This window comes from Phaeacidiphilus oryzae TH49 (genome assembly GCF_000744815.1).
In the GTDB taxonomy this organism is placed as follows: Bacteria; Actinomycetota; Actinomycetes; order Streptomycetales; family Streptomycetaceae; genus Phaeacidiphilus; species Phaeacidiphilus oryzae.
Window position 1 is genome coordinate 4,508,947 of sequence record NZ_JQMQ01000005.1, and the last position, 13,328, is coordinate 4,522,274.

The following is a 13,328-nucleotide window of genomic DNA, read 5'->3' on the forward strand; positions in this document are numbered from 1 at the left end:
GCCCGGAGCCCGGCCGCGGTACCCGCGCGGGGCCTCGGCCCTCTGCGGGTACCGCGCGGGCCTCAGCCCTCGTCGGACAGCAGCCCCGCGCGCAGCCGGGCCAGGGTGCGGGCGAGGATGCGGGAGACGTGCATCTGGGAGATCCCCAGCTCCTCGCCGATCTGACTCTGGGTCAGGCCGCCGACGAAGCGGAGCGAGAGGATCCGCCGCGAGCGCTCGGGCAGCTGCGCGATCAGCGGCTTGAGGGACTCCAGGTTCTCGATCCCCTCCAGCCCCTCGTCCTCCACGCCGATCCGGTCGGCCAGCGAGGACTCGACGTCGTCCTCCTCGGTGCCGGCGGCGTCCAGCGAGCTGGCGGTGTACGCGTTGCTCGCCGCCATCCCCTCGACCACCTCCTGCTCCTCAAGGCCCAGGTGGGCGGCCAGCTCGGCGACCGTCGGCGAGCGGTCCAGCTGCTGCTGCAGCCGGTCGGTCGCCTTGGCCAGGTCGAGCCGGAGCTCCTGCAGCCGGCGCGGTACCCGCACCGCCCAGCTGGTGTCCCGGAAGAAGCGCTTGATCTCGCCGACGATGGTCGGCATGGCGAAGGTCGGGAACTCGACCTCGCGATCGGGTTCGAAACGGTCGATGGCCTTGATCAGGCCGATCGTGCCGACCTGGATGATGTCTTCCATCGGCTCGCTGCGCGACCGGAACCTGGCCGCGGCGAACTTCACCAGCGCCAGGTTCAGCTCGATGAGCGTGTTGCGGACGTAGGCGTATTCGTGGGTGCCCTCGTCCAGCGTGGTGAGTCGGGCGAACAGCGTCTTGGACAGCGCTCGCGAGTCGAGGGGGTCGACGCTCTCCGCCGGAGGGATCTCGGGCAGGTCGTCGAGGGTCGCAGGCCGGAGCGGGTCACCGAGGTCGACGGCGGTGGGGCCGCTGAAACCGGTCGCTGGGTCGCCCTTCGACGGCGCCGGCTGGCCGGTCGTGACGTCGAGCTGGGCAGCCATGTTCTTCCTCCCTCGGTTTGCGGTGACTTGAACGGCTTCCAAGGCACCGGCCGTGATGATGTACGGACGTGGCTCCTTTCCTGCCTACCCTTTTTGGGGAGCGGGATGCAAACCCGCCATCGAACGGAACGTGACGGACAGTTGGGGCGCTATGTCCGATATTTCGGAATTTCATCGCTTTCGATTTTGACGCTGAGCGCATAGGCTCCAGGGAGAAAACGTCCGGTCATCGTCGGGAGGTCAAGAGTGGACCAGGGGCTCGCCGGGATGCCGGGCCGCAAGGGCACCGAGCCGCGTCTCACGGTCGCCTCCGAGCGGGCCGAGGGCGCTGTCGTGGTGGCTCCGATCGGCGAACTGGACCAGGACACGGCGGATCTGCTGCGTGCCGAACTCGATCGCGCGCTGTCCGTCGAAGGGGTCAGAGTGGTCGTCGACTGCGGCGGACTCCTCTTCTGCGATTCGACCGGACTCAACGTCCTCCTCTCCGCCCGGCTGCGCGCCGAGGAGCAGGGCCGGCGGGTGCATCTCGCCGCGCTCCGCCCGATGGTGGCCCGGGTGATGGAGATCACGGGAGCCCGGGCGGTCTTCGTGGTCCACGACACCCTCGCGGAAGCCGTCGCGCCCGACGCCGAGACCGGCTGACCGGTCGCCGGACCGGATGTCGGCAGGCGATTCCGCGATGGGAGTATTGGGCGGGCGATCGGTGGGCAGGGATCGTCCTGATCGACCTGCGGCTGGGGGTGAATGCGCGTTGAACACCATCCGACCGCGGGGTACGCGTCCGGGCGTCCCCGCAGGCGGACAGGTCCGCCGTCTCGCGCTCAGCGGGACGCGCGGTGTGGTGGCGCGGTGCCGGGACTTCACCCGGGGCGCGCTGTTGGACTGGGGCTGGATCCCGGCCGCCGACCAGGAGCGCCTGGCCGTGGCCGAGGACGTGCTGCTGCTGGTGTCCGAGCTGGTCACCAACGCCTGCCTGCACGCCGGCGGCCCGCGTGAGCTGCGGCTGCGCTGGGCCGGGGAGCGGCTCCGGATCGAGGTGGCGGACGCCGCGAGCGCATTGCCGGAGGCTCGCAGTCCGCATGTCGGCAGCCGGCCCGGTGGGCACGGCCTGCACATCGTCGCCCGGCTCGGCCGGGGATGGGGAGTGGACCAGCAGGCGGACGGAAAGACCGTCTGGGTCGAGGTCGCGCTGCCGGGCGCCTCCGCCTGAGCGAGCCGCCTCGGGGCGGGGCGGCCCGGCGGGCCGACCCGCGGCGCGGGCCCTGCGCGGCGTTGTCCGTCCGCGGTCCCGTCCGTCCGCGACGCCTTCCCTCTGTGGTGCCGTCCGTCCGTGGGGCGAGGACCGTCCGGATGGCGGACCGTATGTGCGCAGGCTGCGGCAGCCGCGGGGAGAGATGGCAAACCTTTCGGCGGCCGCTGATCCCGCGCGCTGCCCCCGGGCTGAATCTGACTGATCAGTAAGCTGCGCCCGACCAGTCCTTCCACAACTGTTCCCCCTTGGCGCGGCTTGGCGTATCTTCCTCGGTCTGAACACATCTGACGAACCATCAGATTGAGGAGGGCGATCCCTATGGCCGCGCGAACCCGACTTGCCGCGGTGCTCGCCGCGACCGCTGCTGCCCTGGTCGGCGTGCCCATGGCGTCCGCACACGCGGCGTCCACCGTGCCGGTGAACTACCAGTGCAAGACGCCCATCGGAAACAAGTCGGCGGTCTCCGACATCTCCATCACCGACACCAAGTCCGGCTCCTCGTACAAGCTGACGATGTCCTTCGCCAAGGGCGTCTCGTCCAGTCCGATCGAGCTGGGCCCGGGGGCCATGCACCCCAGTGCCGTGATCGAGGTCGGCGGGGCGGACAGCGGCACGGTCAAGGTCTCCGGTCCGCCCAACTCGGCGGCGATACCCGCGAACACCCCGATCAAGATCAACGATCTGTCGGGGACCTACGCCCCCCACCACAACGGCCAGGTGACGTTCACCCCCGGCGTGCTCACCATCAGCGCCCTGGGGACCACCACCACCTGCACGCCCGCCACCAAGCCACAGCCGGCACTGACCCTGGACGTCACCGGGGCGACCGCGGGCGGCGGTGGCGGCGGCAGCACCGGCGGCAGCGGCGGCGGGACCGGCGGGGCCGGCAGCGGCGGCGGCAGCGGCTCGGGCGCGGGTGCCGGCTCGGGAACCTCCACGGGCTCCGGCGGCACCGCCTCCGGCACCCTGCCGCAGACCGGCCCCTCCGACAACGCGGTGGCCTTCGGGCTCCTCGGCGGCACCGTGCTGCTGGTCGGTGTGGGCGGCGGGCTGGTGCTCAACCGCCGCCGCTCCACCCGGAGCTGACGGATGCCGATGCGTTCCGCCCCCGGCCCCCGGCGGGCGACGGCAGCGGCGGCGCCCGCGGTCTCCGGGCCCCCGCCACCATCGCGGCCGCCCGCCCGCCCGGGGCTGCCCGCCCGCCTGGCGCGGTTTGGCCGTCCGGGGCCGTTCGCCCGCCTGGCGCCGCTGCTGCTCGGCTGCCTCCTGGCGGTCGCGCTGGGGGCGGTCGCCACCCTGGGCGGACAGCTGGCCGGCGCCACTCCCGCCCGCGCCGACACCGCCCCGGCCGTCACCGCCGCCCCGGACAGCGCGGACCCGGGCGGCACCACCACCGTCTCCGGCACCGGCTGGCCCGCGCACGCCCTGCTGACCGTGCTCCTCTGCGGACAGGAGGCCCTCGGCGGCTCCACCGCCTGCGACAACGACCACGGGCGCGCGCCCACCACCGACGCGGGCGGCTCCTTCCACCTCAGGCTGCCGGTCACCAAGCCGCCCAAGCCCTGCCCCTGCGTGATCCAGGTGACCGAGGTGGCCGGTGCGCAGACCAGTGTCGCCACCCCGATCACCGTGCGGGGGGCGCCCACCGCCGCGCTGCCCGCCGGGCTGGGCGCGCTGACCCCGCTGAGCGCGGACCTCCAGGGCCGCAGCGGCCTGCTCAACTGGTTCGGCGCGCCGGCCGACCGCAGCCTCACCGTCATCCTCGCCAACCAGGGCACCCGCCCGGTGAGCAACCCGGTCTTCCGGCTGGGGATCACCCACTCGGTCTTCGCGCCCGACTGGCAGTCCTTCCAGTGGACCGGCACGCTCGCGCCGGGCGCCAAGCAGGAGATCGACGTACCGGTCAACTTCCCCACCGGGGCGCACGGGCCCTACCAGGTCCAACTCCAGTACCAGCAGCGGACCCTGACCGAGCAGGACCTCGACCTGCCGCGCTCCTGGGGGATCCCGCTGTTCTGGATCCTGCTGGCGGTGGTCGCCGCGCTGGCCCTCTACCGGATCGGCATCGCCGTCGTCGACCGGGTACGCCCCCGCCAGGCGCCCCCCACCGCCGAGCCCGCCAAGTCCACCCGACCCACCCACCGCCGCCGCCCCCGCCCCGACCTCCGCCACCGCCTCGCGTACCGCCTGGCCCCCGACACAGCGCCTCCGGCCGCCGCCGGCCGCACCGCCTCCGGCGAGACCCCCACCCGTCCGTCCCCACCGGCCGGCGCCTCGCCGCCGGTCCCGCCCCCTCCGTCCCAGCCTCCTACCGGCGCCGCCGCCGCGCCGGCCGCCGCCTCCGATGAGGCGCTCACCCGTCCCTTCCCGCCGGCCGGCGGCCCGCCGCCGGTCCCGCCCCGTCCACCTCAGCCTCCTGCCGCCGCCGGGCCCCCGCCTCCACCGAGGCCCCCACGCGTCCGTTCCCGCCGGCCGGCGTCCTGCCGCCGGTGTCATCCCCTCCGCCTCAGCCGCCCGCCGGCACCACCGATGCGCCGCCTGCCGCCGCGCCTCCGGCCGCCGCCGGGCCTCAGCCTGCCGCCGCTCCCCCCGCCTCCACCGAGGCCCCCACCCGTCCGTTCCCGCCGGAAGGCGGCCCGCCGCAACCCCCCGCCGCCGACGAGGCGCAGGCGTGGTCGCAGCGGGCCGCTCGGGGGGAGCCCCGCCGCTGACGGCGGGCGGGCGGCCGGGTGGCCGGAACGGCGAAGGCGCCGCCCCCCGCGCGGGGAGCGGCGCCGTGCTCGTCGTCGAGCGGTCGGGGGACGGCTGCTAGTGGACGTCGCCCATGTTCTTGGACACCGAGCGGCGGAACATCCAGACCGCGACGCCGGCCAGCGCGCAGACCGCGCCCTGGATCGCGAACGAGGTCTGGCTGAGGAACGAGTCGCCCAGCGACTGCTGCAGCACCGCCGCCACGCAGTCGCCCGCCGTCACCGCGAGGAACCACAGGCCCATCATCTGCGAGGCGTACTTCTGCGGCGCCATCTTGGTGGTCACCGACAGGCCGACGGGGGAGAGGCAGAGCTCCGCCACCGTCTGGACCAGGTAGACGATGGTCAGCCACAGCGGGGTGACCTTCTCGCCGCCCGAGGCCGCGGCCTGCGCCATCATCATGATGCCGAACGAGATGCCGATGCCGAGCAGGCCCATCGAGAACTTCACCAGCGTGCTGGGGTTCTTCTGGCGCTTCGCCAGCCACACCCACAGCCAGGCGATGACCGGCCCGAGCGCCATGATGAACAGCGGGTTCTCGGACTGGAACCAGGACGACGGGAAGTCGAAGCCGAGCAGCGAGTTCGCGGTGTTGTTCGTCGCGAACAGGTTCAGCGTCGAGCCCGACTGGTCGTAGATCATCCAGAACAGCGCGGCCGCGACGAACAGCCAGATGTATCCGCTGACCTTCTTCTTCTCGTCGGTGGACAGCTCCTTGTCCCGGCGGATCCGCAGGAAGCACAGGATCGGGATGGCCAGGCCGGCCACGGTCAGCGACCAGATGATCCAGTTCGAGCTCAGGTGCCCGGTGACGGCGACGATGCCGTAGAAGACGACGGCGAGGGCGGCCCAGAACGCGGACTTCTTCGCCATCGAGGCCTTCTCCGCGGCCCCCATCGGCGCGGTGACCCGGCTGCTCTCCTGCGACAGGTGCTTGCCGCCGAGGAGGTACTGGATCAGGCCGAGCGCCATGCCGACACCGGCCAGCGCGAAGCCGAAGTGCCAGTTGACGTTCTGTCCGACGGTGCCGATGACCAGCGGCGCGGCGAAGGCACCCAGGTTGATGCCCATGTAGAAGATGGTGAAGCCGCCGTCCCGGCGCGGGTCGTTCCGGTCCGGGTAGAGGTGGCCGACCATCGTCGAGATGTTGGCCTTCAGCAGGCCGGAGCCGACGGCGATGAAGCCGAGGCCGATGAAGAAGGAGAACTCCACCGGCAGGGCCAGCAGGAAGTGGCCGATCATGATGACGGCCGCGGCGATCCCCACGGTCTTGCGCGGGCCCCAGAAGCGGTCCGAGAGCCAACCGCCGGGCAGCGCCAGCAGGTAGACCATCGCGTTGTAGATCGAGTAGATCGCGGCGCCGGTCGCGGCACTGAAGCCGAGACCGCCCTGGGAGGCCGGGGCCACCAGGTAGAGCACCAGCAGGGCGCGCATGCCGTAGAAGCTGAAGCGCTCCCACATCTCGGTGGCGAAGAGCGTGGCGAGGCCGCGCGGGTGACCGAAGAAGGTCCTGCCACTGGGCGCCGGACTCTGGGCGGCGGCCGCCTGGGCGGCCTCCGTCTGGATGGGCGGCATAGTCGTTCCTTTTTCCTCTGCGGGTGCGGCGGCCGTTCGGTCGCGCGCATCCGTGGAGACCACCGGCGCACCATGGCCCCGGTCCTCGTCGACAGGGGGGTGCCCCGGGGTTGTTCTCACGGGGTCAGGTCACTGTACGTCGCACCATGGGCCGAAATGGAGGGTTATCCAGGTCACATCGGGCGTTCGTGACAAAAGGGTGAAAGCGTCGACCACTTTCGAATCAGCCTTCGCCCGGCAGAATATCCTGGGAAACGTAGATCAAAAACCAGGATCTCCACGCGGTTCCTTGCCCTGGCCAACAATCCTCCGCTGCCCGCCCGCTCCGCTCGCCATGCCCTCTGTGGTCGGGATCACAGCGTCCCGACGGAACCTCCACCGCCCCGTGACGGCCCGGAGGCCGGTCAGGGGCGCGGGCAATCGCGCGGGCAATCGCGCGGGCGACCGCCCGCGGCCGGCGCCGGGCCGGAACCCGCCGGCCCGCGCCCCTGTCGACGTCCCCTCAGCGCGCGACCGCGGGCCGGGAAGGGCCCCGGGGAGACCTCACCGGACGTTGCCCAGCAGCGGCGCGATCCGCCTCCGCGCCCCCAGGAACGCCACGCCCGCCACCAGCGCGGCCACCGCCTCCACCAGCACCACCGGCCTGCTGTTCAGGTTCGCGCCGAAGGTCGTGGCCAGGGACGTCACGCAGTCGCCCGCGGTGACCGCCAGGAACCAGACGCCCATCATCTGCGAGGCGTACTTCTCCGGCGCCAGCTTGGTCGTCACCGAGAGGCCCACCGGGGAGAGGCACAGCTCGCCGATCGTCTGGATCAGGAAGATCGCCGCCAGCCACAGCGGGCTGGCCTTCTCGCCCTCCGAGAGCACCGCCAGCGCGCAGTAGAAGACCACGAAGGAGACGCCGACCAGCAGCAGGCCCATCGCGAACTTCACGGTGGTGGTCGGCTCCTTGCCGCGTCGCGCCAGCGCCTGCCACATCGAGGCGAAGACCGGGGCCAGGATGATGATGTAGAGCGGGTTGACCGACTGGAACCAGCTGGACGGGAAGTGCCAGCCCGCGATCGAGGTGTTGGTCCGGTCGTTGGCGAACAGGTTCAGCGTCGAGCCGCCCTGGTCGTAGATCATCCAGAAGACCGCGGCGGCCACGAAGAACCAGATGTAGCCGGTCATCTTCTTCCGCTCGTCGCCGCTCAGCTCCCGGTCGGCGCGGATCCGGTAGAGCGTCCAGGCCGGGAAGACCAGGCCGATGACGGTCAGCGGCACGGTGGCCCAGTTCAGCGTCCAGGCGCCGGTGAGCACCACGATCAGGTAGAAGACCACCACCACGGCGACGCCGATGCCGATCTTCCGCAGGATGGCGCGCTTCTCCTCCGCGCTCAGCGGCGACGGCACCAGGCTGCTCTCCGGACTGAGATGCCGCCCGCCCCACAGGTACCAGCCGAGGCCGAGCAGCATCCCGAACCCGGCGAGCCCGAACCCCGCGTGGAAGTTGACGTTCTGCCCGAGCGTGCCGATGGCGTACGGGGCGGCGAAGGCACCGATGTTGATGCCCATGTAGAAGATGGTGAAGCCGCCGTCCCGGCGGGGGTCCCGCGGGTCGTGGTAGAGCTGCCCGACCATGGTCGAGATGTTGGCCTTCAGCAGGCCCGAGCCGACCGCGATGAAGACCAGCCCGACGAAGAAGGTCGCGGTGACCGGAACGGCCAGCAGGAAGTGCCCGATCATGATGATCGCGGCGGCGACCCCCACCGTCCGGCGGGCGCCCCACAGCCGGTCCGCGATCCAGCCGCCGGGCAGCGCCAGCAGGTACACCAGCGAGTTGTAGACGGCGTAGATCCCGGTCGCGGTGATCGCCGAATAGCCGAGCCCGCCGTCCGCGGTCGGGGTGGCGAGATAGAGGACCAGCAGGGCGCGCATCCCGTAGAAGCTGAAGCGCTCCCACATCTCCGTGCCGAACAGGGTGGCGAGGCCGCGCGGGTGTCCGAAGAACCCCCTGTTCTCCTCGGGGGGCACTCCGGCCTCCAGGTTCGCCGGCTGATCCTGCGTCATCCCCGCGCCTCCGCACAGTCGTCCGTAGCTGCTGACGCTAAGTGATCACACCGTCACGAGCTCGCCGACGTACGCCGTTCGGCGCCCCGCGCGTCGGGGTTCGCGCACTACGATCGGCACATGACCCGAGTTCTGCTCGCCGAGGACGACATCGCCATCTCGGAGCCCCTGGCCCGCGCGCTGCGCAGGGAGGGCTACGACGTGGTGGTGCGCGAGGACGGCAACGCCGCGCTGGACACCGCCCTCGAGGGCGGGAACGTCGACCTGATCGTCCTCGACCTCGGGCTTCCCGGCATGGACGGACTCGAGGTCTGCCGCCGGCTGCGGGCGGACGGCCACGGCTTCCCGGTGCTGGTGCTGACCGCCCGGGCGGACGAGGTGGACACCGTCGTCGGGCTGGACGCGGGCGCCGACGACTACGTCACCAAGCCCTTTCGGCTGGCCGAACTCCTGGCCCGGGTCCGGGCGCTGCTCCGCCGCGGCACGGTGGACCTGACCACCGGCGCCCACGGGGTGAAGATCGACGTGGAGTCCCACCGGGCCTGGCTCGGCGAGGAGGAACTCCAGCTCTCCGCGAAGGAGTTCGAGCTGCTGCGGGTGCTGGTGCGGGACGCCGGGCGGGTGGTCACCCGGGAGCAGATCATGCGCCAGGTCTGGGACACCACCTGGTGGACCTCGACCAAGACGCTGGACATGCACATCTCCTGGCTCCGCAAGAAGCTCGGCGACGACGCCGCCAGCCCGCGGTACATCACCACCGTGCGCGGTGTCGGCTTCCGCTTCGAGAAGGGCTGAGGCCCCCGGGGATGGCGATCGGGGCGGCGATCGGAGCAGCGACCGAAAAGGCGACCGCGGCGATGACCGGGACGGCGACCGCGGCGGCGACCGCGGCGGCGATCGGGGCACGGCCGTGAAGCGGCGGATGATCAACTCCACCCTGGCGGTCGTCCTGGTGGTGGTCGCGGTCTTCTGCGTCCCGCTCGGCGTGGTGGAGACCCGGAGCATCGAGAACGCGGCCCGCGAGCAGGTCTCCGCCGAGGCCCTCCACCTGGTCGGCGTGGTGGAGAACCGGGTGGCGGCCGGCGAGCCGATCGAACCGGAGGCCCTGAAGGGGCTCCAGGACGAGACCGCCGCCCGCTACGCCGTGGTCAGCGTGCCCGGCCAGGCCCCGATCGCGATGGGCGACAAGCCCGGCGGCGACGTCCTCAGCGTCACCGAGACCGGCGCCCACGGCGAGACGGTCACCGTCGAGCAGCCGCGCACCAACCTCAACCGGGACATCAGGGACACCCTGCTGCTCCTCGCCGGGGTCGCCCTCCTCGCCATCGCGGCCGCGGTGGCCCTCGGGGTGTGGCAGGCCCGGCGGCTCGCCCGCCCGCTCACCGACCTCGCCGAGACCGCCGAGCGGCTCGGCTCGGGCGACCCCCGCCCGCGCGACCGGCGTTACGGCGTACCGGAGTTGGACCGGATCGCCGAGGTGCTGGACGGCAGCGCGGAGCGGATCGCCCGGATGCTGACCGCCGAGCGCCGGCTCGCCGCCGACGCCTCCCACCAGCTGCGCACGCCGCTGACCGCGCTCTCCATGCGGCTTGAGGAGATCATCGAGACCGACGACCACGACACCGTCAAGGAGGAGGCGACGATCGCCCTCGGGCAGGTGGAGCGCCTCACCGACGTCGTCCAGCGGCTGCTGACCAGCAGCCGGGAGCCGCGCAACGCCTCGGCGGTGACCTTCGAGGTGGACGAGGTGATCAAGCAGCAGACCGAGGAGTGGCGTCCGGCGCTGCAGCGCTCCGGCCGCCCGCTGCACATCGAGGGCCCGCCCGGGCAGACCGCCGTCGGCACGCCCGGCGCGGTGGCCCAGGTGCTGGCCGCGCTGATCGAGAACACCCTGATGCACGGGGACGGGGCGGTCACCATCCGCACCCGGGTGCGGGACACCTCGGTGGTCCTGGAGGTCCAGGACGAGGGCGAGGGCGTCGATCCCGAGCTCGGCGCTCGGGTCTTCGAGCGGACGGTCTCCGGTCACAACTCCACCGGCATCGGCCTGGCGGTGGCCCGGGACCTCGCCGAGGCCGACGGCGGCCGCCTGGAGCTGGTCTCCCAGCGCCCGGCCGTCTTCTCCCTCTTCCTCCGCCGAGGCGACGACTGCTAGGGGCCGGCGGCCAGGGCCTGCCGGGGGGGTGAAGACCGGTCCTAGCGGCGCTTGGCCGGGGCGCGGCGGGGCTGCTGCTTCGGCCGCGGCGGCTGCTGGGCCTCGGCGGACGCGAGGATCGCCTCCGCCTCGTCGGTCACCTGCGTGGTCGGGAGCGCACGAAACACCCAGGTGCGGTAGGACCAGAACCGGAAGATCGTGCCCAGGCCCAGGCCGACCACGTTCTTGGCGATGATCTGCTCAAGGCTGGTGTTCAGCCCCAGCCCGTAGACCGAGACGTACAGCACACCGTTCTCGATGACCAGGCCGATCAGGCTGAACACCAGGAAGAGGGTGATCTCCCGGGAGCGGGACTTCTTGTCCGAGTGCCGGTAGACCCAGTACCGGTAGCCGACGTAGTTGAAGACGATGGCGATCGCCGTGGCCAGCACGCCCGCCCGGACCGGCTGCATCGCCCGCTGGAGGATCGTGAAGGCGATCAGGTTCACCAGCACGCCCAGCAGGCCCACCACGCCGAACTTGGCGACCTCCCGGTAGACCCGCGCCAGCGGCCCGAGCAGCCGGGAGACGGCGCCGTCGGAGGCGCGCGGGCCGGTGTGCTTCCCACGGGACATGGGTCGGGTCTCCCTCATAGGTCGAAACTCCGCGAAGGCCTGAGCTGTGGAAGGCCGCGGGCCGCGGGCGAGGTCCACGATACTTGCGCTCTTCCCCCACCACATCCGTTCCCCCGCGCCGGATCCGGCCGGAGCGGCGGGGTCTGCCCGGCCTCCTACCGAACCTCTGCCGACGTCTTACCTCCGGCCTGCGTCGATGAGCGGTCGCTGGGGCTGGATATCCTGGTGTGTGTGAGTTTTCCTCTGGTCGGCATGGTCGGTGGCGGGCAGTTGGCCCGCATGGCACACGAGGCGGGTATTCCGCTGGGCATCCGGTTCCGGTTGCTCGCGGACACCCCGCAGGATTCTGCAGCGCAGGTGGTGAACGACGTAGTACTGGGCGACTACCGCGAGATGGACGCCTTGCGGGGATTCGCCGCCGAATGCGAAGTGGTCACCTTCGACCACGAACATGTGCCGACCGAGCATCTACACGCGTTGCAGGCCGAGGGGATCGCCGTCCGGCCGGGCCCCGACGCCCTGGTGCACGCCCAGGACAAGGGCGTGATGCGGGAGAAGCTGGCCGCGATCGGCGTGCCCTGCCCGCGCAACCGGATCGTCCAGGACCCCACCGACGTGGCCCGCTTCGCCGAGAGCGAGCCGGGGGCCACCGGCTGGCCGGTGGTGCTCAAGACCACCCGCGGCGGCTACGACGGCAAGGGCGTCTGGGTCGTCGGCTCGGTCGACGAGGCCGCCGAGCCGTTCCGGGCCGGCGTTCCGGTGCTCGCCGAGGAGAAGGTGGACTTCGTCCGCGAACTGGCCGCCAATGTGGTCCGCTCCCCGCACGGCCAGGCCGTGGCGTACCCGGTGGTCGAGTCGGTGCAGAAGAACGGCGTCTGCCACGAGGTCACCGCCCCCGCCCCCGGGTTGAGCGAGGAGCTCTCCTCGGAGGCCCAGGGCATCGCGCTGAAGGTCGCCGGCGAGCTGGACGTCACCGGCCACCTCGCGGTGGAGCTGTTCGAGACCCGGGACGGCCGGATCCTCGTCAACGAGCTGGCCATGCGCCCGCACAACTCCGGGCACTGGACCATCGACGGCGCCGTCACCTCGCAGTTCGAGAACCACCTGCGGGCCGTCCTCGACCTGCCGCTCGGCGACCCGCGCCCGCGCGCCGAGTGGACCGTGATGGTCAACGTCCTCGGCGGCGACTACCCCGACATGTACGGCGCCTACCTCCACTGCATGGCGCGCGACCCCGGGCTCCGCATCCACATGTACGGGAAGGGCGTGAAGCCGGGCCGTAAGGTGGGCCACGTCACCGTCTGCGGGGACGACCTGGAGGACGTACGGGAGCGCGCCCGGCACGCGGCGGCGTACCTGCGCGGCGACATCACCGAGTGACCCGCCTACATCGAGCTATAGGGGCAGAACAGAGATGAGCGAGCAGCCGTTGGTCGGGATCGTCATGGGTTCCGACTCCGACTGGCCGGTGATGGAGGCCGCCGCCGAGGCGCTCGACGAGTTCGAGGTGCCGTACGAGGTGGACGTGGTCTCCGCGCACCGGATGCCCCGCGAGATGATCGCCTACGGCGAGGCGGCTGCCGGGCGCGGGCTGAAGGCGATCATCGCCGGCGCGGGCGGGGCGGCCCATCTGCCCGGCATGCTCGCCTCGGTGACCACCCTGCCGGTCATCGGCGTCCCGGTGCCGCTGCGCTACCTGGACGGGATGGACTCGCTGCTCAGCATCGTGCAGATGCCGGCCGGCGTGCCGGTCGCCACCGTCTCGGTCGGCGGGGCGCGCAACGCCGGGCTGCTGGCGGTGCGTCAACTCGCCGCCTACGACGAGTCGTTGGCCGAGCGGATGCGGGAGTTCCAGGCGGAGCTGAACGAGCAGGCCACCGAGAAGGGCAAGAAGCTGCGGGCGAAGGCCGCCGGCTCCGGCGGCTTCGGCTTCTCCTCCTGAG

Annotated in this window: 11 protein-coding genes; 7 read left to right on the plus strand and 4 right to left on the minus strand. The window is 71.9% G+C overall.

Features of this window, described 5'->3' with window-relative positions; all coding sequences use genetic code 11:
* Positions 1–62: 62 nt before the first annotated feature.
* Positions 63–989: an RNA polymerase sigma factor SigF gene (locus BS73_RS23800; protein ID WP_037575692.1), complete on the minus strand. Its 927-nt coding sequence runs from the start codon at positions 987–989 to the stop codon at positions 63–65.
* Positions 990–1,235: 246 nt separating this feature from the next.
* Here BS73_RS23800 and BS73_RS23805 point away from each other — a divergent pair, with 246 nt between their 5' ends.
* The 3 genes from BS73_RS23805 (at position 1,236) to BS73_RS23815 (ending at position 3,327) form a co-directional block, all read left to right on the plus strand.
* The gene (locus BS73_RS23805) at positions 1,236–1,631 is read left to right on the plus strand and encodes an STAS domain-containing protein (RefSeq protein ID WP_037575697.1); all 396 of its coding nucleotides are present in this window, start codon (positions 1,236–1,238) and stop codon (positions 1,629–1,631) included.
* A 196-nt stretch (positions 1,632–1,827) separates the two neighbouring features.
* Entirely contained in the window at positions 1,828–2,199 is a 372-nt protein-coding gene (locus tag BS73_RS23810) for an ATP-binding protein (protein ID WP_407675046.1), read from the plus strand.
* A 360-nt stretch (positions 2,200–2,559) separates the two neighbouring features.
* Entirely contained in the window at positions 2,560–3,327 is a 768-nt protein-coding gene (locus BS73_RS23815; protein ID WP_037575699.1) for an LPXTG cell wall anchor domain-containing protein, read from the plus strand.
* 1,722 nt (positions 3,328–5,049) lie between these two features.
* Here the strand turns inward: BS73_RS23815 and BS73_RS23820 are convergent.
* Both BS73_RS23820 and BS73_RS23825 read right to left on the minus strand, forming a co-directional pair.
* A complete protein-coding gene (locus BS73_RS23820; RefSeq protein ID WP_037575701.1) occupies positions 5,050–6,567 on the minus strand; it encodes a peptide MFS transporter in 1,518 nt (505 codons plus the stop codon).
* Between the two features lie 543 nt (positions 6,568–7,110).
* Positions 7,111–8,616 (minus strand): peptide MFS transporter, encoded by a 1,506-nt coding sequence (locus BS73_RS23825; RefSeq protein WP_037575704.1) that lies wholly within the window; start codon positions 8,614–8,616, stop codon positions 7,111–7,113.
* A gap of 120 nt (positions 8,617–8,736) precedes the next feature.
* On the opposite strand from BS73_RS23825, the gene BS73_RS23830 reads away from it, so the two are divergent.
* Both BS73_RS23830 and BS73_RS23835 read left to right on the plus strand, forming a co-directional pair.
* Complete coding sequence (locus BS73_RS23830) at positions 8,737–9,411, plus strand: response regulator transcription factor (RefSeq protein ID WP_037575706.1); 675 nt, start codon at positions 8,737–8,739, stop codon at positions 9,409–9,411.
* A gap of 115 nt (positions 9,412–9,526) precedes the next feature.
* Complete coding sequence (locus tag BS73_RS23835) at positions 9,527–10,771, plus strand: ATP-binding protein (protein ID WP_037575708.1); 1,245 nt, start codon at positions 9,527–9,529, stop codon at positions 10,769–10,771.
* Between the two features lie 41 nt (positions 10,772–10,812).
* On the opposite strand, the gene BS73_RS23840 is transcribed toward BS73_RS23835, so the two are convergent.
* Positions 10,813–11,385 (minus strand): GtrA family protein, encoded by a 573-nt coding sequence (locus tag BS73_RS23840; protein WP_084704305.1) that lies wholly within the window; start codon positions 11,383–11,385, stop codon positions 10,813–10,815.
* A gap of 231 nt (positions 11,386–11,616) precedes the next feature.
* Between BS73_RS23840 and BS73_RS23845 the strand changes: the two genes are divergently transcribed.
* Positions 11,617–12,765, plus strand: a complete 1,149-nt coding sequence (locus BS73_RS23845; RefSeq protein WP_084704306.1) for a 5-(carboxyamino)imidazole ribonucleotide synthase — start codon at positions 11,617–11,619, stop codon at positions 12,763–12,765.
* A 34-nt stretch (positions 12,766–12,799) separates the two neighbouring features.
* On the plus strand, positions 12,800–13,327 hold the full coding sequence (gene purE, locus BS73_RS23850; RefSeq protein WP_037575713.1) for a 5-(carboxyamino)imidazole ribonucleotide mutase: 528 nt from the start codon (positions 12,800–12,802) through the stop codon (positions 13,325–13,327).
* The last annotated feature ends 1 nt before the right edge of the window (position 13,328 follow it).